We start from the raw sequence: 24,739 nt of genomic DNA, 5'->3' as shown, positions 1-24,739 counted from the left end.
ACGGCTATGAAAAAGCGAATCGTCCTTTACAAGCGCCTGCCCGAGGCCCTGCTGGCGCGCCTGCAACAGCAGGTCGAGGTGACCTGGGTGGATACCTCCGGCAGTGATGGCCTGGCCCGGCTGCGCGATGCCTTGCCCGGTGCCCATGGCCTGCTGGGCGCCAGTTTGCGGCTGGACAGCAGCCTGCTGGACCTGGCGCCACAGCTTGAAGTGGTGGCCAGTGTGTCGGTTGGCGTCGACAACTACGACATTGCCGAGCTGACCCGCCGTGGCGTGATGCTGACCAACACCCCTGATGTATTGACCGAGACCACCGCCGACACCGGCTTTGCCTTGATCCTGGCCACTGCCCGGCGGGTGGTGGAGCTGGCCGGCTGGGTACGTGACGGCCACTGGCAGGCCAACCTTGGGCCGGCGCATTTTGGCAGTGATGTGCATGGCAAGACCTTGGGCATCGTCGGCATGGGGCGCATTGGTGAGGCCTTGGCCCGCCGTGGTGCGGCCGGGTTCGGCATGCGCGTGCTGTACCACAGTTCGCGAGCCAAGCCAGAGGTGGAGGCCCGCTATGGTGCCCGGTATCGCACCCTGGACGAGCTGCTGAGCGAGGCGGATTTTGTCTGTTTGACGGTGCCCTTGAGCGCCAGCACCGAAGGCCTGATCGGCGCACGGGAGCTTTCGCTGATGAAGCCCGAGGCGATCCTGGTGAACATTGCCCGCGGGCGTGTGGTGGATGAACAGGCACTGCTTGCGGCGTTGCAGGCCAAGCGCATCCGCGGCGCCGGGCTGGATGTGTTCGTACAGGAACCACTGCCGGCCCATTCGCCGCTGTTGCAACTGGACAACGTGGTGGCCACGCCGCACATCGGCTCGGCGACCCACGAAACCCGTGAGGCCATGGCGCGCTGTGCGGTAGAGAATCTGTTGAGCGCGTTGGCGGGCGAGCGGCCGGCGAACCTGGTGAATGAGGGCGCGTGGCGAGCGCCAAGCCCCTCTAGGTCGCAACCCTGACGCAATCGCTGTAGCAGCGGTTCAGCGGCAAGGCCGGTGCCGTGCACTGCAACGCCCCAGGTCAGGCGCGCAGTGCCTCATTGCGACGCAGGCGCCAGAAGTGCGCCTGCGGCCAGCGTGTCTGGGCCTGGTAGTAGTAACGCACACGGCGCAGGTAATGCTCGCGCACCTGGTGCAGTTGGCCAGAATACGCTTGCGCGCCCAGTTGATCGCCGCGATGGTGAGCCACCACGGCTTGCGCACCGCGCAGCGCTGTGTACAGCGCGTTGAAAATACCCTGCGAAGACAGCGGGTCGAAGGCCAGCGCCGCATCGCCCACCGCCAGCCAGTCAGAGCCTTGCGCCGTGCACAATGCGCCACCGCCTGCACCGGTAGCGCTCAGCGGGCTCCAGCCCTCGCTGGCCCGGCACCAGTGCTGCAGGTACCGGGTACCGGCAAGCCCCTGATGCCATAGCGACGGCGTGTGAATCAGTCGCGAGGCGTTCCCGGCATCGGTATGCAACACGGCAATACGCCGGCCGCCAGGCAGGCAGGCGCTGTACCACCAGCCCTCGGGCGTGGCTTCCAATACCGTACGGTGATCCTCATGGGCGTCGCGCGCGCTGGCATACACCGCCACCAGCGGCGTATCGCAGATGCGTGCAAGCCCCAGCCGGCGACGCAATACACCGTGTCGGCCACTGGCATCGACGACGAAGCCTGCGCTGAAGTCGCCCGCTTGAGTGCCAACGCGCCAGCCTTCGGGCAGACGCTGCACGCGGTTGACCTGGGCGTCTATATGCAGCACGCCATCACTGCGCGCCGCCTCAAGCAAACAGGCGTCGAAACGTGGCCGGTCCAGGTGCCAACCCAGGCCGTGGGGGTCTTGAATGAAATCGGTGGGCTGCAGGGTGTCGTTGTCCCAGCTCACCAGGTTGCCCAGATTGGGCAGCGGTGCGCTGTGGTCCAGGACGCTCAGCAGGCCCAGGTCGCGCAACAGCGGGCGGGCCGCGCCAGGCAGGCTTTCGCCAGGCCGCAAGCCTGCCCCTGGTCGGCCCACCAGCAGCGTAGCCAGGCCGGCGCGGTGCAGTTGCCGCGCGATGACGGCGCCGGCAGTACCGGCGCCGATCACCAGCACATCGACCCTCAATGCCGGAACCGGCTCAGGGCCTGGCGATAGTGCTCCAGGCTTTCCCAGCCTGCTTCGCGCAGCGAGCGGTCCAGCGCCGGGTTGCCGGTGGAAACCGCTGCGCGCAGGCGCGGGGTGCGGGTCAATGCCGCGTTGCGGGTTTCCACTTGCATCAGCGCGGGCAGTTCAGGGTCGTCGAGTACGCCGGGACGCTCGCCGACAATGCCGATGTCGCCGAAATGCTCGGCCATGCACTGGGCCTTGTCGGCAAAGGTATCGCCTGCGAGGTTGCGGTCCCAATGCGCGCGGCGGTTGAATGCGGCCAGCCGTTCTTCGCGGGGCTGGCTGCTGTCGATGGCGATACGATAGTCCTCTTCGGTCAGCACCTGGTTCGGTACCCGCGCTGGCCAGAACGTTGGTAAGTAAGGGTCGTACTGATGGTCGTAGCCCGACCGGCAACCGGCGGCATCGACCTGCCACGGCAATGCCATCCAGCGGCTGATGCCGCCAGGGCGCTGGCCGTTCAGCGGCCCCGTAGGGGAAAGCACCTGGGCCTGGGACAGGTGCGGGCCGTAATCGGGTTCGCCAGCCTCCCCATCGTCATGCTTGATCCGCCAGGGCGCGCTGTACAACGACAGGTTGCGCATGGGCCAGCTCATCTCGATACCCGGGTGGAAGGCATCGGCCACACAATGGTCCAGCGCAGCCTGGTCGAGCATCGCGGGCTGCTCGCTGACCTTTACCTTATCGAACGGCAGGTGCGAGGGCAGCTTGCGGTCCCAGTCGTCGACGAAATCGCCTGCCACCCAGCGCGCGAGCACCTGGTCGCGCACGCCGGAAGCGCTGAGCATATCGGTGGGCGAAGGGACCTCCTCGCCAAAGGTGTCGCCGTAGATCCATGGCCAGGTACGCGGGTCGTACACAGGGTTGTCGCTGGCACGAAAGGCGTTGTACACCGTACGGCGCAGTTGCCCGTAGGCATCCTGGGTTTCACTGTCGGGGACGGCGGCCAGTTTGCCGAGCAACGCCGGGTCGTTGAAATCGAAAGGGCCGCCACTGCCGAACATCGCCGCGAAGCCCTTGTTGACCCACTGCAGGCCACTCATGCGCAGTAATACAGGCAGCACGTGCTTGCGGAACGACACCTGTTCCGGTGCCTGGAGCCAGCCGTACTGCACATAGGTATCGAACAGCAGGTCGTACATGGTCCGCCAGCTAAGGGTGTTGGGCGAGTAGTTGGGCTGCGCGCAGACCACCCAGGCGCCTTCGACTTGCAGCTCGCTGCCATTGATGCTGACCGTTGCGGTCACCGGACCGTCCGCTGTGTCGTCGTGCCAGCCCGGCGCGTTGGCAAAGGTCGAGGGGTTTGCCGGGTCGAAGATGGGCGTACCTTGCGGCGACCCTGAGCTGCCAAAGCCGCCCAGCACCAGCAGGCGCCCGGCTTCGTCGGTGCGCAGTTCACCGAGCGGCACGGGGGTGCCGAGGAACCGCCCGGAGTCGAAGTGGTACTGTTCACCCTGCTGCTCGAAACCGCTGATACTGCGCGGGCCGGGGTCGATGGCGAGTTGCTCGCGCTGTTCGCCGAGCACTTGCGGGTTGCGCAAGGGCACTTGCAGGTCGCGGGCGGCGGGCACGTCCAGGGCCAGCACGAAGGCGTACCACTGCGCCTTGCGGTTGGCCAGATGCACATTCCACTTGATGGTGGCGTTTTCTGCCGTGAGTTCGGCCACCACCTCGCCTGCGGCATTGTAGCCATACACCCTGAAACGTGCGGCCTGGCGCTTGATAGCACCGTTTTGGTCGCGCATCGACTGCGCGTCGATGGCTGTGGGCCCGGTGGTTTCGGGGCCGATGAAATAGCCGTCGGGGCGTTGGCTGTTGCCCAACCGGGCGATGCCGATGGCCGGGTGAATGGCGGCTCGCACGATGCTGTCGAGGGCGGCAGCGTGGTAGGTGTCGGTCATGTGTGCGCTCCTTGCGGTGGGTGGGTGTCAGCGTGCGCTCGGCACAGGGGGGGTGACCGGTAGTTCGGTAGGGCGCGGGACCTGAGGCTCGCCGACAGTCTGGCCGTTGACGTTGCGGCGCAGGTCCGCCGAGACGCGGTAGATGTGCCGGCGTGCTTCAGCGATGCTGCCCACTGCTTCAAACCCTTTGAGCGTGCGGGCCGGGTTGAACGCCAGTGCTTCACCGTAATCGGCCTGGGTATGGGTGGTGATGTCCTGGGCTGGAATCACCAGGGTAGCCACGTGCAAGGGCACGGAAAGCTGCTCGTCCCAACGTGCGGTGGCGCGGTCCAGCGGCATGTCATCGCCGCCCACGCGGCGTTGCATGAGCAGCCGGTAGCGGAACGGCTGAGCGGCGAGGCGTTGCTCAAGGTCCTTGGCCAGGTAGTTGGGGTCGTTGTAGTCGGGGTTGCCGGGTGTGGGCGCCTGCTCCGGTTCAAGGATGTATTTGCACCAGGTATCGCTGTACTTGAAGGGAATCACGCTCCAGACTTTTTCGCCCAGGGCGGTGGGGACGGTCTTTTCCATCTCGTCTAGCAGTTGGCCGGTCAGCGGATGTTTGGCGATGTAGGCCTCGGAGTCTTGCAGGAAACTGCAGAAACCGGCGGCGTCATCGACGAAGAACACCGGGAAATTCTGGAACAGAAAGTCCAGTGTCGGTGCCTGACCGTCGGGTTCGAGGCTTTTTTCACCGGGCACGTCGAACAGCTTGAACGAGACGCCTACGGTGCTTTTGAGGTCGGGGCGGTCATCAGGGATATCACTGGAGAAACGCACCCATGCCGGGTAGCTGGCGGGCCTGGCGAACAGCCCTGCGGGCGTCACGCCTGCAGGGGTAGGCAACACTTCAAGCGTGGCATGCGCCACGCCATGCAGCCGAAGGAAGACGGGGCGGCGTGCCGGGCACTGGCCGGCAGCGATGCGTTTTTTCTGCACCTGGTCGATGAAAACGTTTTCGATGCAGGCTATGGCCGAATCACAGTCGGTACGGTTCATGGCAACATTCCTTGTCTTGTTTTCGGGGGCTGCATCCTGGGCCCGCAAGTGCTGCCCGGGGGAGGCCTTTCACTTGAGATTTGGAGTCTAGCCGAGCGGGGCGGTTGGCAAGCACCGGTCGTCGGCAGTGCTGCCGAAGGCTTGTTGGGAAGGGGGCATTACCAAGGGCTACCGGGCATTGCGCGCCAGTAGCCCGGTTTGGCGGGGGCTGCGACCAAGGGGCTTAGTGGCCGCCCTTCATGCGCCGTGCTAGCAGGTAAATCCCTAGCCCGACCAGCGCCGCAGCGGCGCCGATATAGCCGGTGCTGGTCCAGCCCAGCCCGGCACTGATGGCCATGCCGCCAAACCAAGGCCCCAGGGCATTGGCCAGGTTGAAGGCTGCATGGTTGGAAGCCGCTGCCAGGCTCGGGGCTTCGTGGGCAATGTCCATCAGGCGGATCTGCAAGGGGGCGGCCAGGGCGATCATGGTGCCGACCAGGCCGATGCCCAGCAGCAGTGTCCACAGCGAATGGGCAGCGATGGTGAAGAACAACAGCACGGCGGTCGACCACACCAGCACGATGCCCACGGCGCGGAACTGCAGCCGGTCGAACAGCTTGCCGCCGGCAATGTTGCCGATGATGCCGCCAATACCGAAGGCGGCCAGGCCAAAGGGGATCCACTGGGGAGCGACCTGAGTCACCTCCAGCATGGTCGGCGCCAGGTAGCTGAACACACAGAACATGCCGGCGAAACCGATCGAGGCGATGGCCAGCGCCATCCACACCTGCGGCAGGGTGAACGCTTGCAGCTCCTTGCGTGGGTCGCTGCGTGTTTCATCGCGCCGCTGCGGCACGTACTGCCAGACCAGCGCGATGGTGCACACAGCGATCAGGCCCACCAGCAAAAACGCCGAGCGCCAGCCGAAGTACTGCCCCAGCAAGGTCGCCACAGGGTTGCCCAGCAACATGGCCAGCGTGAGGCCCATCATTACCCGGGCCACGGCACCGGCGCGCTGGTTGCTCGGCACCATGCTCGAGGCAACCACCGCGGCGATGCCGAAGTACGCCCCATGGGGCAAGCCGCTGATGAAGCGGAAGGCCACCAGGCCTGCGAATGACGGGGCGAACGCGGTAGCCAGGTTGCCGACGGCATACAGCGCCATCAACAAAAGCAGCATGTGCTTGCGCAGCAGCTTGGCGCCGAGAATGGCCAGCGCCGGTGCACCCACCACCACGCCCAGCGCGTAGGCGCTGATCGCATGGCCTACCTGCGGTTCGCTCAGTTGCAGGTTGCCGGCGATGTCCGGCATCAGCCCCATGATCGCGAATTCGCCGGTGCCAATGGCAAAACTGCCCAAGGCCATGGCGGCTTCCATCTTGCCGATTTCGCCTTTGGAGAGGGCGAGCGGCGGTATTTCCTGAACTGACATTAGGGTCCCTATTGAAACATGCTGAAACGTTCAAGTCGGGATCATAGTCAATTCGCGCCCTGAGCGTCGAGGATGACGGCTTGTCGGATCAGTCTGTCATCTGCAGGTCGGGCAGCTTCACCCGGAAGGCGCGGGTCAGCCCCAGCAGGCAGACGAAGCCTGCGGCCATCCAGCACAGGCCGATGGTGAACGACATGCTCGACAGGCTGCTCCACAGCCACAGTGTGCTCAAAAAGCCCAGCGCCGGCAGCGCGCCATATAGCAGGCAGTTGCGTGTGCCACGCAGCTTCTGGTCGACCAGGTAATGCTTGACCACCGCCAGGTTGACTGCCGAGAAGGCGAACAGCGCGCCGAAGCTGATCATGTTGGCGACGGTGTCCAGGGTGATGAACAGGGCGACCAGCGACAGGGTGCTGACCAGCATGATCGCCGTGGCCGGCACGCGCTTTTTCGTCACCAGGCGGCCAAAGGCCCGCGGCAATGCACCGTCGCGGCCCATGGCGAACAGCACGCGGGACACGCTGGCCTGGGACACCATGGCCGAGGCGAAGCAGCCGGCCACGTAGGTGGCGGTAAAGCCGGTCACCAGCAGTTCGCCACCGACATGGCGCATCACATCCACCGAGGCGGAGTCCGGGTCAGCGAAAGATGTCCAATCGGGGAAGACCATCTGGGCGCAGTACGACACCAGCAGAAACAGCAGGCCACCGATCACCGACACTGCCATGATGGCCTGCGGGATACGCCGGGTCGGGTCGCTGGTTTCCTCGGCCATGGTCGACACTGCGTCGAAACCCAGAAACGACAGGCACAGCACCGCAGCGCCGGCCATGACCAGCGCAACGCTGAAGCCCTCATGGTGGAACGGTGCCAGCAATGACACCGGCGCGCTCTGGTCGCTGAGGTTGCGCACCGACAGCGCGACGAAGACGACGATGAACACCAGTTGCGCTACCACCAGTATCCAGTTGACCCGTGTGATCGATTCGATGCCTATCAGGTTGAGGAAGGTGACCAGGGCGATCGAGCCGAGCACCCACACCCAGGCAGGCACCGCCGGGAAGTACTCGGACATGTAGATGCCGATCAGCAGGTAGCTGAGCAAGGGCAGGAAGATGTAGTCGAGCAGCAGGGTCCAGCCGGCGATGAAACCAAAGTGGCTGCCGAAGGCTTTGCGGGTGTAGGTGTAGACCGAGCCGGAGTAGGGGTGGGCCTGGACCATGCGGCCGTAACTGTAGGCGGTGAGCAACATGGCGGCGAGGGTCAGCAGGTAGGCGGTGGGCAGGTGCCCTTTGGTCATCTGGGTGACCAGCCCGTAGGTGGTGAACACGGCCAGGGGGACCATGTAGGCGAGGCCGAACAGCACCAGCGCGGTCATGCCCATGGATTTTCTGAAGCGGCCTGAAGCGGTGGGGTGCGACGCAGGGTGGGGCGGATGGGCTGTATTTGTTGTTGTATGCATTGCTGACTCCTGGTTCTGGATGCAGGACGCCGCAATATGCGAGCAGGCTCGATACTGTTGATGGCGTTGGATCAGGGGCAGAGCTTGAGGTGGGACGTGGGAATGCTCCCACACTCGCGGCGCACCCGAAATCACCCTTTGGGGGGAGCCTGTACGGTACCCACACGCAGGTGACGCGCTAGGCCAGCAGGCTTTCCAGGTTGTGCAGGATCGAGGCTGCGTCGTAGGGCTTGCGCACCACCGGCACATGCTTCAAATGGTCGGGGATGTTCATGCTGTCGCCATAGCCGGTGGCGAACAGGAAGGGGATGCCCAGGCTTGTGAGCGCTTCGGCCACGGCAATGGAGGTGCCGGTGCCCAGGTTGATGTCCAGTACTGCGACATCCGGCGTGTGGCTGGCAATCAGCTTCAGGGCTTCGGCTTCGGAGCTTGCGGTAAGCACATCCTGCGCCTGTGCATCGGCCAGAATCTGCTCAAGGCCAACCGCAATCACCAACTGGTCTTCGAGTATGAGCACACGCGCGCTGACCAGGCTGCTGCAGTCTACCTGTGGCTGCTGTGCAACCGCCGGGGTATCGCTGGCGAGCTCTTCGGCCAGCGTCAGGTGCTTTGCCGGAATCCGGAAGAACCCTTGCAGGCCCTCTGGTCGGTATTCAAGGGTGCTGCTGCCACCGAGGTCGAACGGGATGCTTCGTTCGATCAGAACCGAGCCGAAGCCGCTGCGCGTCGGTGCCCGTACGGTTGGCCCGCCGCTTTCGCGCCATGTGATGTCGCAGGCCCCGCCCGTGTCGACAACCCAGTTGACGGTCAACTTGCCGCCCGCCCTGGACAGGGCGCCGTACTTTGCCGCATTGGTCGCCAGCTCATGAAGCACCAGAGCCATCACCGAATAGGCGCGGGCATCGAGCAGTAGCCCGGGGCCCTTGAGCACCAGTGCATCGGCGCTGGTGCGGTACGGCGACAGCTCGGCCTCCAGCAAGCTGGCAAAACGGCCGCCACCGTCACCCCGGACCACCTGATCATGTGCCAGGGACAACGCCTGGATACGCCCCTTGAGCGTCGCCACATAACCACTGAGCGTCTGGTTTTCCGAGGTGGGGTGGGCGACCAGCGCACCGATGAGCGCAAGAATGTTCTTCACCCGGTGGTTGAGCTCCTCGTTGAGCATCCGCTGGCGAACATCCGCCCTGGAACGCTCATCGGCCAGCAGCTCACTGTTATGCAGCGCGACCTCGACCACCGCCGCACGGATGGCTTCGCCAAACTGGCGGTCTTGCTCGGACCAGGGCAGGCAGTGGTGGTGGACTGTCTGCTTCCACACGGCGAAGCTCTTGCGGGGGGTGAGGCGGTCACCCAGGGGGCCGTTCTCGTAGGTCTTGTTGGGGTCGCCGGCCCAATCCAGGGTTTCGATCACCTCCTTGCGAAACAGCATGAGGTAGTCCCGTGGGTGCTGCGACATCGGGATGATCAGTACCCCCGAGACCTCCGTGGCATAGTCCTGGGCTGCAGGGTGCGCCAGCGACAGGCAGTTCGACGCCCAAGTGCGGCCTTCGGCGACACCCTCGGCGAAGCTGAGCAGCCCGGGCACCGCCTGCCTTGGCGGCGTCAGCCCGGCTACGGTCCATTGGCCTTGCAACGACATGCCAATGCCATCGCAGGGGATGAGGGCCTGGAAGTCGCTCAGGCGAGCGCGCAGCAGTTCATCGATGGCCGTTGTGCGGTGAGCATCGTGCAGCAGGTTGTCCAGCACCTGCCGGGCGTGGGCAGCGGCCTCCAGGGTTTGCCTGGCCTGCAGTGTCTGGATATGCAGGGAAAAGAACTCGCCGAACATTTCTGCGGCCACCCGTTGGCCCATGCTCAGCGTGCGTGGTGCGTAATGGTGGCAGGCGATCAGCCCCCAAAGGGCACCGTCGACGATCACTGAAATGGACATGGATGCGCCCACGCCCATGTTGTTCAGGTATTCGCAGTGAATCGGTGAAACGCTGCGCAGGTGCGCGTAGGACAGGTCGAGCGGCTCGCCAGACAAATCCAGCACCGGCTCGAGCGGCACGGTCTTGAAGTTGGCGTCGGCAATCACCCTCACAGGGTTGCGCAAATACAGTGCACGGGCCTGCTGGGGAATATCCGATGCCGGAAAGTATTGCCCCAGAAAGCTTTCAAGCCCACTGCGCCGGGCTTCGGCTACAACCTTGCCCGCGCCGTCGGCGCCGAGCTGATAGATCATCACGCGGTCGTAACCCAGCAGTGCACGAACACGCTTGGCGGTATCGGCCACAAGCCTGTCGGAGCGGTCGATCTCGCGCAACTGGGCGATGACCGTGCGCACCAGTTCGATCGGTTCGGCGATGCTCTGGCTGGCGGGCTCGAACTCGAGGATGACAGTGCCCTTGAACAGGTGGGCAGACACATCGAACGCCTGGCCTGAAGCCAGCGGCACGCCGAACGACAGCGCTGGCCTGGAAGCTTCCTTCACACGTGCCAGGGAGTTGCGAACCGTGTGGGCTGCCTCGATACCGATGATCGCCTCCAGTCGTTGACCATTGACGCCGCCTGCCACGCCGAGCATGTGGGGCGTATTTGCGGAGTGGCGCAGGACCAGGCTGGCTGAGGCGTCGCAAGCGAGCAGGCAGCCGTGTGGCTGAATGCTCCCCGGTATCTGGATCGGTTCGCGATCACAATTGGTCAAGTTGACGTGAGGTTGCAAGGTCATGGGTTCCCGCCGGCAGTGCATAGGCCGGCTGCCTGTGTGACCGCCGAGCATGTTCAAGCAAACGCAGTGTTTACAGTCGTATTCATGGGCGAGTCTAGCCTGCGCCTATGGCTTAGTCACCTTGGCGTCGTAGAGGTTTCGCGAGCTTTTGCCCAAATTGCCATCAGTGGGCACCGGTGCATTGGCGTGGATGCTCAGGCTTGAGCCAGGACGCCGGGGCGGGCCTACTTATGCCAGAAAGTGCGGTTCGTTGGGCGCATCATTGTGTGCATCCTGGCGGATGTCGAGGTATACGGCAGCTCCACATACGCCGACCAGGCCTACCGTGGCGATCACGATGTCACCCAGCAACATGCCAGCGAGCAGGGTCAACAAACTCAGCCTACAGAACAGCGCCATGGCCATCTCCTTGGCAGTTGGGTTGCGCAATGCCCCGTACCTTACCGCCCAGGGCTCAGGGATGCAGCCTGGCCTGGCTGCCGTGGCACTCCTTGCGCCTGCTTTGGCAGAATGAGCGCCTTCGGGGCACAGCAGTGATGCTCCCATGTGATCCGGTATCCGGGTGGCCAACACGCCGATGCACATCATCACCGGGTGCTGCAGTTTTGCCATGAACCTTTGGTTCAGAAACCTTCCAGCACGACCTTGCCGCGGGCCTTACCACTTTCGAGCAGGGCATGGGCGCGCCTGAGGTTGTCAGCGTTTATTGCACCGAAGTGCTCGCCTACGGTGGTTTTGAGCACACCCTCGTCGACCAGGGCCGATACGCGCTCGAGCAACTGATGCTGTTTGATCATGTCTTCAGTCGTGTAAAGCGAACGCGTGAACATCAGCTCCCAGTGCAGGGACAGTGACTTGCGTTTGAGCGGCACGACGTCAAGCTGTACGGGGTCATCGATCAGCGCAAGCTTGCCTTGCGGCCGCAGCACTTCCACCAATTGCGCCAGGTAAGTGTCGGTGTGCGTCAGGCTGATCACGTAATCCACTGGCTCCAGCTTGAGTTCCGCCAGCTGTTGTGGAATCGAAACCGTGTGATCGATGACGTGGTGGGCGCCTAGTTCGCTGACCCATTGCTGGGTTTGCGGGCGGGAGGCCGTGCCGATCACGGTCAGTTGGGTGAGCTGCCTGGCCAGTTGCACCAGGATCGAGCCGACGCCGCCAGCGGCGCCAATGATCAGCAGGCTTTGCCCCTTGCCACCGTGCTGCTCGACGCCCAACCGGTCGAACAGCAGTTCCCAGGCGGTGATGGACGTCAGCGGCAAGGCTGCAGCGCTGGCATTGTCCAGGCTGCGGGGTTTGCGCCCGACGATGCGCTCATCCACCAGATGATACTCGCTGTAGCTGCCAGGGCGGTCGATGGCACCGGCATAGAACACCTCGTCACCTGGCTGGAACAGTGTCACGGCATTGCCCACCTCGCGCACGATACCTACCGCATCCCAGCCCAGCACCTGGGGTTGGTCGGCGCTGCGTGACGCGCGCACTTTGGTATCGACCGGGTTTACCGCAATGGCCTTGATTTCGACCAACAGATCACGGGCACCCGGAGTTGGGTTGGGCAGGTCTGCCTCATACAGCGATTGCGGGTCTTGAATCGGCAAACCGGGTTGGGTGAAAACAATGGCCTTCATTGCCATTACCTCGATAGTGGAAGGAGTGCTGGTCAGGCTATCTGCATTGTGTTGAGTCAAAAACAGGGGGAATTGGATAAGACTTTCACTTTTGCAGTGAAAGTCAGGCGGGCCCCGCATGTTTCGCTTGGTGCGGATCAAAGCCTCTGCAGTGCCGGCGTTGGCTCACCGCAGAGTGACAGCACCCCTCGTTCTGGCGAGTTGAACATCGACTTGAGGTTGCTTTCGATATTGCGGCAAAAGTCTTCGGTGCGGATGCGGTGCTGGCTGTTGCCGAAAGGCGCCTGAAGGTCCGTGCCGATGCGCTCCATGGCCAGCAGCATGCAGCCCACGACCGTCGACACCACCGGTGTGAACCAGCCCAGGGACGGGACTAGGCTCAGCGGCATGATGATGCAGAACAGCGTGCCAAATAGTCTTGGGAAATACACATAAGGGTAGGGCAGCGGTGTATTGGCGATACGCTCCATGCCACCTTGCCAGTTCGAAAGGTCTACCAGCGTCGACTCGATGCGCGCCAGCCTGATGCTGTCCAGCCGGCCTTCGTTGAACTCGCGCGTGATCAGTTCTGCCGAACCGCTGAGAATGTCGTTGGGCAAATTGCTGGTTCCCGCCAGGCGGGCCCGTTCACTTTCAGTGAGCAAAGCGGCCAGCGCTTCAGGGTTCCTGTCGCCGCCAAGGTGCATGCGCAGGGCATGCAGGTAAGCCACATGCCGCCGCATGAGTTGGGCTTTTACCGGGTTCAGGTCATGGGTATCGTCGATGAGGGTAAGTACCTGCCTGCCCAGGCTGCGGGAGCTGTTGACCATCGAGCCCCACAGTGTCCTGGCCTCCCACCAGCGATTGTACGCACTGGAGTTGCGAAAGCTGATAAGCACCACCAGCGCGGAACACAAGAGCGTCAGGGGCATCAGGGGCAGCTCAAGCCCGTAGCCTGTGACCAGCATGGCATCAAACGTAACAACTACGTCCCACAGCAATAACCAGAGCAGCGACCAGCCGACGTATGTCACCGTCCTGGCCAGGCATTTCCATTTCATATCCAGTGCATGGGTCATGGCAGAACTCCTTGTAAGCCCAAAAAGGCGGGGGAAAGCGCCTTTGCTGGGGACAGGTTAAGGTGCCAGACTTAATCGCAGCTTAATCTTGAGCCTAAGTATGGTGAGCCTTCCGGCGCTTGGCGCAGGTATGCGACCATGGCCGACAGTTGCCATTAAGAGACAGGTTATGGATCGCGAACGTCCTGGCATTTACAGCCCTACTGGCGCATCTGCAGCGCAGAGCCAGGAACATGCGTTTCCAACCAATACTGCCGAGCGATTGCAGCTGGCGCTCGATGCAGGCGCGATCATCGGCACCTGGTTATGGGATATCCCCAATAACCAGGTCACAGCCGATGAACGCTTCTCCCGATCCTTCGGGCTGCCCGCCGACAGGTGCATGGCGGGCATACCGATCGAAGAAGCGTTTGCCTCGATTCACCCGCACGACCAAGAGCGTGTCTGGGCCGACATCCAGCAAGCGATGGGCCGCGGTGGTGCGTTCAGGTGCGAATACCGGGTTAGACACGATGATGGCGGCTATCGATGGGTCGAGGCCAATGGCCGTGCACAGCTCGACCCACAAGGTGTGGCAGTGAGGTTCCCTGGCATACTCATGGATATCGAATCGCGCCGCTCGGCAGAGGCTGAGCGCGACAGGATGTCGGCCCTGCTGCGAACATTCACGGCAGCGGTGCCAGGGGTTGTCTATGCCAAGGACCTGGCAGGACGCATGCTGGTGGCCAATCATGGTGCCACGCAACTGATCGGCAAGCCGCCGGAGTTCTACCTGGGAAAGACCGATATCGAGTTCCTGGAGGACAAAGCCCAGGCTCGCCAGGTGATGGAAACAGATCAGCGCATCATGCATGGTGGGGTAGCCGAGCAGATCGAAGAGCAGGTGGACATGCCCGATGGCTCGGCAACTTACTGGCTTTCCATCAAGGCCCCGCTGTTGAGCGACACCGGAGAAGTCATGGGGCTGATCGGGTCCTCTATCGATGTAACGGCCCGGAAAAATGCTGAATCCAAGTTACTTGAGCTCAACCGCACGCTGGAAGCACGCATCGAGCAAGCCGTTGCCGAACGTGAAGCGGCGCAGGCGGCACTTCGTCAGTCACAAAAGATGGAAGCGGTCGGCCAGCTGACCGGGGGGATTGCCCACGACTTCAACAACCTCCTGGCAGGTATAACCGGCAGCCTCGACCTGATCAAGCTGCGCCTGAAACAGGGTCGAGTCGCCGATGTGGAGCGCTACTTGTCGGTGGCGCAGGGGGCGGCGCAGCGGGCTGCCTCGCTCACGCACAGGTTGCTGGCCTTCTCTCGTCGGCAGACGTTGCTGCCCGAGCATACAGATGTGAATACGTTGATCAGCGACATGGAAGAGCTGATTCGTCGGACGGTCGGCCCTTCGATTCACCTTCAGGTGGAATTGGGTGCCCAGGCAAGCACCTGCCTGGTTGACCCGGCGCAAGTCGAAAATGCGCTGCTCAATCTTTGTATCAATGCCCGTGATGCCGGTGGCAGCGAGATAGCCGTCACTACTTCAAACCAGTTTCTGCCGCAGGGGCCTGGGCTGGATCCAGAGCTCAACGCCGGAATGTTCCTGACCATTTGCGTGGCCGACGATGGTATCGGCATGAATGCCGAGACACTCAGCCGCGCATTCGAGCCCTTTTTCACGACCAAACCAGTTGGCGCAGGCACCGGGCTGGGCTTGTCGATGATCTATGGGTTCGCCAAGCAGTCCGGGGGCCAGGTCAAGATTGAATCGCAGGAGGGCGCCGGCACACGCGTCTTCCTTCAGTTACCCAGCCACGCCGCCCAGGTCGACAGGGAGGTGTGTGAGCAAACACCGGTCAAGGTGCCAACAGCGTTGTCCGGTGAAACGGTATTGGTGGTCGACGACGAGCCCTCGGTGCGCATGTTTGTCAGCGAAACCCTGGGCAGCTGTGGTTACGTAGTGATTGAAGCCGCTGACAGCTTGGCGGGCCTGCAACTGCTGCGCTCGGATACCCGTATCGACCTTTTGGTTACGGACATTGGCTTGCCGGGCGGTATTGACGGTCGGCAGATGGCGCAGACCGGCCGCCTTTGCAGGCCTGGGTTGCCGGTGTTGTTCATGACCGGGTATGCGCAGCCGAATGTGCTGAGCGACACGCCGATGGAGGCGAATACGGCAGTGCTCACAAAACCGTTCGCGCTCGACGCGCTGACACTGAACGTGAATGTTTTGCTGAAACAGACAGGCCGGTAGTTCTGCACTCGGGCAAACCAGGCTGAGTTATTTTCCCATGCCGACTTTTCTTGCCCGGGTTGTGCGCTAGTCTGATCACGCAGATGTAGGTGAATGGGATGTCACAAGAGTTCAAGGGGTAACACCAGTCAGCCAAACGATTTGGGGCCGCTCTGCGGCCCATCGCCGGCAAGCCAGCTCCTACATGTATAACGCAGGCCTCAAGAACTGCGCGCTCCGGGTGGGAGCTGGCTTGCCAGCGATGGGCTGCGTAGCAGCCCTGATAACCCTGACTGACTGGCATTGCGCCCAACGGGCCGTTTTGAGCATTGACCGTGGAGCTTAAGGATGGGGCGTTGCAACGAAGGGAAAGGCGCGTTTTGGCATTTTGGTATTGGCTGGTCCCTGGCTGTTCTGATCACGTTGTTGCTCGGCCCGAACGCGATAGCGTTTGCCGCTGAAAGCCCTGGCCAGTTGCCGGGGCCTGCAAAGGAAACCGAAGGCTATGTGGCGACCGCTACTTGCCTTGGCTGCCACACCACGCAGGCCCAGGCCTGGAAAGATTCGGACCACGGCTGGGCCATGCGCGAGGCTACCGAGGCCAACGTGCTGGGCAATTTCAAGGACGCCGCCTTCGATGAGGCTGGAGTAAAGGCCCGCTTCTTTCGCAACGCAGACGGTTTTTTCGTCAATACCGAGGGTGAGGATGGGCAGCCGGCAGACTTCCAGATCCTCTACACCTTCGGCCACTACCCGTTGCAACAGTACCTTGTGGCGCTGCCCAGAGGGCGCCTGCAGGCTCTGACCATCGCCTGGGACAGCCGGGCACAGGGCGAGGGCGGGCAGCGCTGGTTCTCACTGTATCCAGGGCAACGTTTTGCCCCCGACGACCCCTTGCACTGGACCGGCCGCTATCAGAACTGGAACGGCATGTGCGCTGATTGCCATTCCACGCGGCTGCTCAAGCAATACGACGATCGTCAGGACAGCTTCGCCACCACCTGGAAAGAGCAGAATGTCGGCTGCCAGAGCTGTCACGGGCCGGGGCAGGCGCATGTCGACTGGGCGAAGCAGGCCGCGCCGGGCGACCATGCTCAAGCGTCGGCCAAGGACATGGGCCTTGCGGTGGACTACAAGGCATTGGGCAGCCAGGGCCAGGTCGAACAGTGCGCATTCTGCCATAGCCGCCGGCAAACGCTGGGCGTTGGCCAGCTGCCCGGCCACCCGCAGCTTGACCAGAGTTTGCCGGCCACCTTGCGCACCGGCCTCTATCATGCCGATGGGCAGATTGACGGTGAGGTATACGAGTTCGGCTCGTTCACCCAAAGCAAGATGTACGCCGCCGGGGTGGGGTGCACCGATTGCCACAACCCGCACACCAACAAGGTGAAGGTCGAAGGCAACGGCCTGTGCCTGCAATGCCACAACGGCAATCCACCGGTTGCGCGCTTCGCCTCCCTGCAAGCCAAGGATTACGACACGCCGGCTCACCATCATCACGCGCCGGGCAGCCCTGGCGCACAGTGCGTGAGCTGCCACATGCCGACCAAGACCTACATGGTGGTCGACCCACGGCGCGACCACAGCCTGCGCATCCCGCGGCCGGACCTGGCAAGCAAGGTCGACAGCCCCGATGCCTGCACCGCCTGCCACACGGACCAGCAACCGGCCTGGGCAGCCAAGGCCATCGAGGGGTGGTTTGGCGAGCCGCGTCGGCCGGTGCTTTTTGGCGAGGCTTTCCAGGCGGTACGTAATGGCGACGGCATCCCGTTGAGCCTGTTGGGCACGGTGCTGGCCGACAAGGGCAAGCCAGCCATCGTGCGCGCCACTGCTGCCGAACAGATGGCCGACCTCGGCCCACAGGCTCTCATCAGTCTGGGCTGGGCGTTGAAAGACCCGAGCCCGCTGGTGCGTGCCTACGCGGTGTCGGGGTTTGTCAGCGTGCCTGCGGAGCAGCGCCTCAAGCCGCTGTTGCCATTGCTTGAAGACCCCGCCCTGGCGGTACGCGATGAGGCCGTCCGGGCGTTGGCCGATGTGCCTAAGGCGCAGGTGCCTGCCCAGTCTCTGGATGCGTTCAGCACTGCTCTGGCCGACTATGAGACGCGCCTGCGTGGCAATGCGGACCTGCCCGGCGGGCGCTTGAACCTGGCGGTGCTGCTGAGCAGGCAGGGGCGGCAGGGCGAAGCCATGGACCAATACCGGCAGGCTTTGAGGCTGGACCCGTACTTTGTGCCTGCGCGCGTCAACCTGGCCAACCTTGCAACGGGCGAAAATCAGCTGGATGAAGCGGAAAAGGTCCTGCGCGCAGGCGTGGCACTGGACAAGATGCCGGCCACCGATCGGGGCAACCTGGCTTACATGCTGGCCTTGCTGCTGGTGGAGCGACGCCAGCCCGAAGAGGCGCTGGGCTGGATGGAAACCGCGGCTGTCGCGCTGCCAGGCAACACGCGCATTCGCTACAACCAAGGCCTATTGCTGTCACGCATGAACCGTCGGGATGAAGCGTTGGTGGCCTTGGAACGTGGCCTTGAGCAGGCACCGGACAACGCCGACCTGCTGTACTCGCTGATCTACCTGCATGCCTTGGCCGGTGAGCGCAGTGAGGCCTACGCCTATGTGCAGCGCATGCGCAAAGTGGCCCCCGATGACCCGCGCCTGCAAGGCATCGAGCCCTATTGGCAGAAGTACGAAACTACCAACTGAGCTGGCGTTGGCGAGGCGAGCGTCTAGATTTACCTCGTCGCCTACAGCAGTTGCGAACATCCAGGGGCCTCCTGCCGAGGCCTCGACTGACTAGGATCGGATCAGTGGATATACGCGAGCAGATAGCAGCGCTTGAAGCCAGTGTGGCGCAAAGCGTACTGGGCCAGGCAGATACCATCCGCCATGTGATCCTCGGCTTGCTGGCCAACGGTCACGTATTGCTGGAGAGCCTGCCGGGGCTGGCCAAGACGCGCACGGTCAAGGCCTTGGCCACGCATCTGGAAGCCAGCATGCGGCGCATCCAGTTCACCCCCGACCTGCTGCCATCGGACATCACCGGTGGCGAGATTCTGCAGCAGACCGCGCAGGGCAACGAAATCAAGTTTCAGCCCGGGCCGTTGTTCGGCAACGTGATTCTTGCCGACGAAATCAACCGCGCACCGGCCAAGGTCCAGGCTGCCTTGCTGGAGGCCATGGAAGAACGCCAGATCACCGTGGCCGGGAAGAGCTACCCGATGTCCGGGCTGTTCATGGTGCTGGCAACCCAGAACCCGATCGAGCAGGAGGGCACGTACCCGTTGCCCGAGGCGCAGATGGACCGGTTTCTGATGAAACTGCAGCTGGACTATCCCAAAGTCGAGGACGAGACCCAGGTGCTGCGCCTGGTGCGCAACGAGGAACAGCAGGCCGGCCGCCCGCATCAGGCGCCTGAGCGCCTGGCCCAGGAGGTGGTGTTCGCGGCGCGCAGCGCTATTGCTGGCATACAGGTAGCGCCTGCGCTCGACCGTTACCTGATCGACCTGATCAATGCCACACGCCACCCCGCTGAGCATGACCCTGACCTGGCGCGCTGGATCAAGATCGGCGCCAGCCCGCGTGGCGGCATCAGCCTGGACCGCGTAGCCCGCGCCCATGCCTGGCTGGCAGGGCAGGACTTCGTCACCCCCGACGACGTGCGTGCAGTGGTGCACCCGGTGTTGCGCCACCGCCTGCAACTTTCTTACGACGCGGTGGCCGATGGTATTGGCCCCGACCAAGTGATCGACCGGTTGCTGGACACAGTGGCGATCCCGGCCTGAACGGAGCAAGCCGATGCAATCGACCCAGGACGGCTTCGTCCATGCCTCGCTCAGCCAGTTGATGGCGTTCGAACACCACGCGCGCGGCTTGAGTTTCGTTGCCCGCCAACCGCTGGCAAGCATCCTCGCGGGCAACCATGCTTCGCGCCTGCGTGGCCGGGGCTTGAGCTTCGACGAGCTGCGCCGGTATATCCCGGGTGACGACCTGCGCCATCTGGACTGGCGTGCGTCGTTGCGTTACGGCAAGCCGTTCGTGCGCACCTTCACCGAAGAGCGCGATCGGCCAACGCTGCTGCTGGTAGATCAACGCATGAGCATGTATTTCGGTTCACAGCGCAGCTTCAAATCGGTCACCGCCGCAGAGCTTGCGGCGTTGTCGGCATGGATTGCCCTGCAGGCCGGTGACCGGGTAGGCGGGCTGGTGTTCGATGACCAACAGGTGGTGCACATCAAGCCGTTGCGCAGCCGCGCACGGGTGCAAGCACTTTGCGCGGCCGTGGTGCGCAGCAACAACCGCCTTAGCGCAGATGGCCCGGACAGCGAGCATGAGGGGCAACTCGACAACATGCTGCGCACGGCCATCGGCATTGCCGGGCATGATGCCCTGATCTGCATCATCAGTGACTTTGCTGGGGTGTCGGAGCAGACCTTGAAGCTGCTGCGACAGTTGAGTGCGCACAATGATGTGATCGCCATGCAGGTGTACGACCCTATCGCGCTTGATGTGCCGGACAAGGGGCGGTTGAGCGTGACCCAGGGTGAAATGCAAGTCGAGCTTGAAGTCGGGCGCCGCCAGGTGCACCGGCCATTGGGCGATTTCCTCTCCGGGCGCCTGCAGGCAGTGGCCCAGTTGCTGCGCCGCAGCCAGATCCCCCTGATGATGATCAGTACCGGCGAAGAGGTGCTGGGCCAGGTGCGACGCGAACTGGGGCGGCTGTCCGGAGGTGCCCGATGAGTGTTCGGCCGCCGCCTCCCGCCATCGACCAGCTCAAGGAGCTGCCACTGCCGGTGCCGCCGTTCAGTTATACCCCGCAAACCTGGGGCTGGGCGGTAGTGCTGGCGATCGTGTTGGTGGCCGGGCTGGTCTGTGCCGCCTATGCCTGGCGCCGTTGGCAGCGCAACCGTTATCGGCGTGAAGCGTTGCTGCGGCTGGACGCACTCGTGGCGGCACTCAACACCCCCGAGCAGCGCTTGCCGGCCCTGCGTGAGTTGCCGGAACTGCTCAAGCGGGTTGCGCTTTCCATGCCTGATGCGCCGCCGGTGCAAAGCCTGTCAGGCCAGCATTGGCAGGGCTTTCTTCAGCACAGGGCACGTTTTGCCTTGCCGGTGCAGTTTGCCGCGCAACTGCACACCTTGGCCTATGCACCTGACCTGCAGGTGCAAGCGATTGACGATCAAGAACTCAGCACCTTGGTGCACACCTGCAGGCGCTGGATCGAGGTGCATCATGTGGCAGTTTGACTACCTCTGGGTGTTTTTGCTGCTGCCCTTGCCCTGGCTGGCCTACCGTTTCATGCGGCCTTATCGCGAAGCGCACAGCGCACTGCGGGTGCCGTTTTTCTTCGCCATGAGCCGTGCCGTGAACCAGTTGCCGGGCACTTCGCGAAGGTCGGGCGGGCGCTGGCAGGCGCTCATGAACCTGCTGGTATGGGGCCTTCTGGTGGCGGCCTGCGCGCGGCCGGTGCTGGTGGAGAAGGCTATCGAGCATAATCAGCCGATCCGCGACATGCTGCTGGCGATCGATATTTCTCAATCCATGCAGGCCAAGGACTTCACCGATGCCAATGGCCGGCAGGTGGACCGGTTGACGGCAGTCAAAGCGGTGGTGCGCGACTTCATCACCCAGCGCAAGCAAGACCGCATTGGCCTGATCGTCTTTGGCACCGGTGCCTACCCGCAGGCACCCTTGACCCTGGACCACGCCAGCCTGTCGCTGCTGCTGGATGAGGTCGGGGTCGGCATGGCCGGGCCGAATACCGCGATCGGTGACGCCATTGGCCTTGCCATCAAGCTGCTCGACCAGGCCAAGGAGCAGGAAAAGGTGATGGTGCTGCTCAGCGATGGCAATGACACCGGCAGCGCGATCACGCCCGAGCACGCGGCGGCCTTGGCCCGAGAGCGGGATATCATGGTACATACCATCGGTATCGGCGATCCCCAGGCTAGCGGTGAGGACAAAGTCGACCTGCAAGCGCTTGAAGGCATCGCACGCACCACCGGTGGCAGGTTCTTCCGGGCCGATGACCGGGGCGCGCTGGCCCAGGTATATGCCACGCTCGACCGGATCACCCCGCACACGGTCAAGACCTTCAGCCATCAGCCCAAGCGTGACCTGTTCTGGTGGCCGCTGGGCGCCGCCCTGCTGTTGCTGGCCCTGAGCCACAGCCTGGCTGCGATAGCCAGCACTGTGCGGGCGCGGCCTGCGCAGGGGAGGCCGTGACATGGACATCGACCTCAGTGCATTGCATCTGCTGCGGCCATACTGGTTGTTGCTGTGGATTCCGGCGGCGCTGTTGCCCTGGGCCTGGCAGCGGCGCCATGACCTGAAACGGCAATTGCAAGGCGTCATCGCCCCGCACCTGGTGCAGCATTTGATCATCACGCCTGAACAACGCCAGCGCGTGCGGCCTGTGCATTTGCTGGCAACACTGCTTGGCCTGGGCGCCTTGGCCGCTGCCGGGCCGACATGGCAGCGGGATATCCCGGCGTTCGTCGACAACCGTGCGCCGTTGATTCTTGCGCTGGACCTGTCGCCGTCGATGGACGCCGACGATGTCCCACCGAGCCGCCTGCAAGCGGCCAAGCACACCCTGCACGACCTGGTGATGCGCAGGGCGGGTGCGCGCACGGCGCTGATCGCCTATGCCGGCAGCGCGCACCTGGTACTGCCGGCTACCGAAGACCCGCACTTGCTCGACACGTTCTTGCAGGCGCTGAGCACTGATTTGATTGCCAAGCCCGGCAAGGACGTGGCGGGGGTGATCGAGGTAGCCAAACGCTTGCTGGCGGCCGAGCAGGTACCCGGCACGCTGGTATTGCTCACCGATGGCGCTGATGCAGGGCAATTGCCAGTGCTTGCGGACGCGCTCAAGGGCAGCGACCTGCAGGTGATGGTGTTGGCAGTCGGCAGCCACGACAGCGGTGTGCTGCACGACGCCCAGGGCCGTGCCCGAATTGCCGCCGACGGGCGCCCGCTGCAGGCCGATTTCGACCAGGATGGCTTGCGCCAGTTAGCCAAGGCTGTCAGCGCCCCGTTGGGTAGCCTGACCTTGAATGACGATGACCTGGACTGGATCGAACTGCATGCGCAGCAGCATTTTCAGGCGGCCCAGGGCGACCCGCAGCAGGTGCACTGGAAGGACGCCGGGTACTGGCTGTGCTGGCCACTTGCACTGATTGCACTGTTGTGCCTGCGCCGTGGCTGGCAGGTGCACTGGATGGCCACTGTGCTGCTGGCGCTGCTGTTGGGCACTCAGCCGCAAACGGCGCGGGCCGGGCCTGTTGCCGATGCGTTCTTCACCCCTGACCAGCAGGGGCGCTGGGCCTTTGAGCATGGTCATTACCCGCAGGCTGCCGCGCACTTCAGCGACCCTTACTGGAAAGGCCTGGCCGCCTACAGCGCCGCCGACTATGACGTTGCCTTGGCCAGCCTGGGCAAGCTCGACACCGCACAGGCGTTTTTCTACCGGGGCAACATCTACGTGCGCCAGTTCAAGTTTCCCCAGGCGGTCCAGGCGTATGAGCAGGCATTGAAACGGCAGCCGACGTTTGCCGAGGCCAGTGCCAATCTTGCGTTGGCACAGGCGCTGCTCAAGGACTACGAAGATCAGCAAAAGGCGGGCACGCCGGACGAAAAAGCCGACAAGGTGGTGGAGGACCAGACACCCTCCACAGGCGCCAAGCAGAAGCAGCAACTTACCCCGCAGGCGGCGTCAGATCAGGTTTGGCTTAATAACCTGACCACCTCGCCGGCACAGTTCCTGCGACGCAAGTTCCTGCTTCAGGATGCTTCACGGCAAACCGCGGAGGGCACACCATGAGGCGCTTGCTATTGCTGTTCACACTCTGCCTGCCATTGCTCGCGGTGGCTGCACCCGAAGCGCGGGTGCAGGCTCGCCTGGTGCCGGCCGGCGACACGGTGGTGGGTGCGACGCTCGAGTTGCAGGTCGACCTGCTGGTCGACACCTGGTTCACCCAGCCGGCGGTGCTGCCGGCCATTGGGTTGCCGGGTGCCGCGGTGAGCGCGCCCAGCGGCGAAGCGCAGCATTTGAACGAACAACTCGATGGCAAGACCTTCTTCGGCCTGCGTTATACCTACCAGATCACCCCGCAAACGGCCCAAGCCTTCACACTGCCTGCTCAAACTTTTCAGGTATTCCCGGGCCAGTCGGACACGCCGGTCACGCTCACCAGCGAGCCGCTGGCATTCGTTGCCAAGGCCTTGTCCGGTGACGCTACCGTGCACCGCCTGGTCGCGCGCAAGGTCAGCCTTGAGCAACAGACGCAGCTGTCGCATTCACCGTTGCGTGCAGGTGACAGCATTACCCGCCGGGTGCTGACGCGTGCCGAGGGCGCCCAGGCGATGCTGATACCGCCGCCGCCACTGGTGGAGATCGAAGGCCTCAAACGCTATGTGCAACCCCCCCGTATTGCGCCGCTCAGTGATGGCAGAGGGGGCTCGAACGGTGGCCAGCGTGAAGACAGCGTGAGCTATGTGGTAGCCGCCGCAGGTGACTACCAGCTGCCCGCGATCGAGCTGCAATGGTGGGACGCTGCGACCGGTGAGCCCAGGCGAGCGACGCTGCCCGCGATCGATGTCACCGCCATTGACGGCGGCTACAAGGCACCGTTTTCCATCGACCAGGACCTGCGCGCGTTCGGCCGCGAGGCACAGTTGCGCCTGCCCGGCCACTGGCTGTGGGCGGCGGGTTTGCTGGTACTTGGCGTAGGGCTGAGCTATTTCGCACGGCCTTGGCTGCAGGCGGCATGGCGGTATTTCAAGGGCTGGCAAGCCGCGCGGCGCGAGGCGCGGTTGCAGTCGGCGGATTACGCCTGGCAACTGGCCCGCGAGCAGCTTGCGGAAAATCCACCTCAGCTCGGCGCCCTGTACTTGTGGATCCGGCGCGTTACGGGCCTGCGCACAATATCAGAATTTTCCTCAACTTTGCCGTCCTCATTGCGAATACGTCTACTAGACTGGCTCCAGAACCGCTACGGCAAAGGTCGCGAAGGCCAGCAGGCCACACCGTCGCTGAGCCCGATTCTGCCAGCGCTGCGGCGAGTGCCAGTGAGTGAACGGCAAGTCCGTCATCGCAAGGGTTTGAAACCACTCAACCCATGAGCATTTGG

The 24,739-nt window shown here is 63.4% G+C and carries 18 protein-coding genes; 9 read left to right on the top strand and 9 right to left on the bottom strand.

Annotated elements, in window-relative coordinates; genetic code table 11:
• Positions 1–6: 6 nt before the first annotated feature.
• On the top strand, positions 7–1,008 hold the full coding sequence (locus NGJ21_RS23610; protein ID WP_196998161.1) for a 2-hydroxyacid dehydrogenase: 1,002 nt from the start codon (positions 7–9) through the stop codon (positions 1,006–1,008).
• A gap of 61 nt (positions 1,009–1,069) precedes the next feature.
• On the opposite strand, the gene NGJ21_RS23605 is transcribed toward NGJ21_RS23610, so the two are convergent.
• The 9 genes from NGJ21_RS23605 to NGJ21_RS23565 all read right to left on the bottom strand — a co-directional run bounded on the left by NGJ21_RS23605 (position 1,070) and on the right by NGJ21_RS23565 (position 13,390).
• Entirely contained in the window at positions 1,070–2,137 is a 1,068-nt protein-coding gene (locus NGJ21_RS23605; protein ID WP_251962758.1) for an NAD(P)/FAD-dependent oxidoreductase, read from the bottom strand.
• Positions 2,134–4,080 carry a LodA/GoxA family CTQ-dependent oxidase gene (locus NGJ21_RS23600; protein ID WP_251962757.1) on the bottom strand — a complete coding sequence of 649 codons (1,947 nt, stop codon included), beginning with the start codon at positions 4,078–4,080 and terminating at the stop codon, positions 2,134–2,136. The genes NGJ21_RS23605 and NGJ21_RS23600 overlap by 4 nt, the downstream gene beginning before the upstream one ends.
• Before the next feature lie 27 nt (positions 4,081–4,107).
• Positions 4,108–5,115: a catalase family protein gene (locus tag NGJ21_RS23595; RefSeq protein ID WP_119688990.1), complete on the bottom strand. Its 1,008-nt coding sequence runs from the start codon at positions 5,113–5,115 to the stop codon at positions 4,108–4,110.
• A 223-nt stretch (positions 5,116–5,338) separates the two neighbouring features.
• On the bottom strand, positions 5,339–6,526 hold the full coding sequence (locus NGJ21_RS23590) for an MFS transporter (RefSeq protein WP_182445295.1): 1,188 nt from the start codon (positions 6,524–6,526) through the stop codon (positions 5,339–5,341).
• Positions 6,527–6,614: 88 nt separating this feature from the next.
• A complete protein-coding gene (locus NGJ21_RS23585; protein WP_115274942.1) occupies positions 6,615–7,988 on the bottom strand; it encodes an APC family permease in 1,374 nt (457 codons plus the stop codon).
• A 178-nt stretch (positions 7,989–8,166) separates the two neighbouring features.
• Positions 8,167–10,701, bottom strand: a complete 2,535-nt coding sequence (locus NGJ21_RS23580; protein ID WP_251962756.1) for an HWE histidine kinase domain-containing protein — start codon at positions 10,699–10,701, stop codon at positions 8,167–8,169.
• A 228-nt stretch (positions 10,702–10,929) separates the two neighbouring features.
• The gene (locus tag NGJ21_RS23575; RefSeq protein ID WP_174141356.1) at positions 10,930–11,100 is read right to left on the bottom strand and encodes a hypothetical protein; all 171 of its coding nucleotides are present in this window, start codon (positions 11,098–11,100) and stop codon (positions 10,930–10,932) included.
• Positions 11,101–11,324: 224 nt separating this feature from the next.
• Positions 11,325–12,332, bottom strand: a complete 1,008-nt coding sequence (locus NGJ21_RS23570; protein WP_251962755.1) for a zinc-binding alcohol dehydrogenase family protein — start codon at positions 12,330–12,332, stop codon at positions 11,325–11,327.
• Positions 12,333–12,469: 137 nt separating this feature from the next.
• On the bottom strand, positions 12,470–13,390 hold the full coding sequence (locus tag NGJ21_RS23565; RefSeq protein ID WP_204917919.1) for a bestrophin family protein: 921 nt from the start codon (positions 13,388–13,390) through the stop codon (positions 12,470–12,472).
• A 169-nt stretch (positions 13,391–13,559) separates the two neighbouring features.
• Here NGJ21_RS23565 and NGJ21_RS23560 point away from each other — a divergent pair, with 169 nt between their 5' ends.
• From NGJ21_RS23560 to NGJ21_RS23525, 8 genes are all read left to right on the top strand, one after another.
• Complete coding sequence (locus NGJ21_RS23560) at positions 13,560–15,629, top strand: hybrid sensor histidine kinase/response regulator (protein WP_115274938.1); 2,070 nt, start codon at positions 13,560–13,562, stop codon at positions 15,627–15,629.
• Between the two features lie 327 nt (positions 15,630–15,956).
• Positions 15,957–18,311, top strand: a complete 2,355-nt coding sequence (locus NGJ21_RS23555) for a tetratricopeptide repeat protein (RefSeq protein WP_251962754.1) — start codon at positions 15,957–15,959, stop codon at positions 18,309–18,311.
• Positions 18,312–18,415: 104 nt separating this feature from the next.
• Positions 18,416–19,390, top strand: a complete 975-nt coding sequence (locus tag NGJ21_RS23550) for an AAA family ATPase (RefSeq protein WP_251962753.1) — start codon at positions 18,416–18,418, stop codon at positions 19,388–19,390.
• A 13-nt stretch (positions 19,391–19,403) separates the two neighbouring features.
• Positions 19,404–20,345 carry a DUF58 domain-containing protein gene (locus NGJ21_RS23545; protein ID WP_251962752.1) on the top strand — a complete coding sequence of 314 codons (942 nt, stop codon included), beginning with the start codon at positions 19,404–19,406 and terminating at the stop codon, positions 20,343–20,345.
• Entirely contained in the window at positions 20,342–20,851 is a 510-nt protein-coding gene (locus tag NGJ21_RS23540; protein ID WP_174141352.1) for a DUF4381 domain-containing protein, read from the top strand. The genes NGJ21_RS23545 and NGJ21_RS23540 overlap by 4 nt, the downstream gene beginning before the upstream one ends.
• Positions 20,838–21,830: a vWA domain-containing protein gene (locus tag NGJ21_RS23535; protein ID WP_237858380.1), complete on the top strand. Its 993-nt coding sequence runs from the start codon at positions 20,838–20,840 to the stop codon at positions 21,828–21,830. The genes NGJ21_RS23540 and NGJ21_RS23535 overlap by 14 nt, the downstream gene beginning before the upstream one ends.
• A gap of 1 nt (position 21,831) precedes the next feature.
• Positions 21,832–23,430 (top strand): VWA domain-containing protein, encoded by a 1,599-nt coding sequence (locus NGJ21_RS23530; RefSeq protein ID WP_161870907.1) that lies wholly within the window; start codon positions 21,832–21,834, stop codon positions 23,428–23,430.
• Positions 23,427–24,731, top strand: coding sequence for a hypothetical protein (locus NGJ21_RS23525; protein ID WP_251962751.1), 1,305 nt, complete (start codon positions 23,427–23,429; stop codon positions 24,729–24,731). Before NGJ21_RS23530 ends, NGJ21_RS23525 begins: the two co-directional genes overlap by 4 nt.
• Positions 24,732–24,739 lie beyond the last annotated feature (8 nt).

This window comes from Pseudomonas sp. Marseille-Q5299 (assembly GCF_943737035.1).
In the GTDB taxonomy this organism is placed as follows: domain Bacteria; phylum Pseudomonadota; class Gammaproteobacteria; order Pseudomonadales; family Pseudomonadaceae; genus Aquipseudomonas; species Aquipseudomonas putida_E.
The sequence above is the reverse complement of the archived record's forward strand: the minus strand, read 5'-3'. Positions and strand labels throughout refer to the sequence as shown.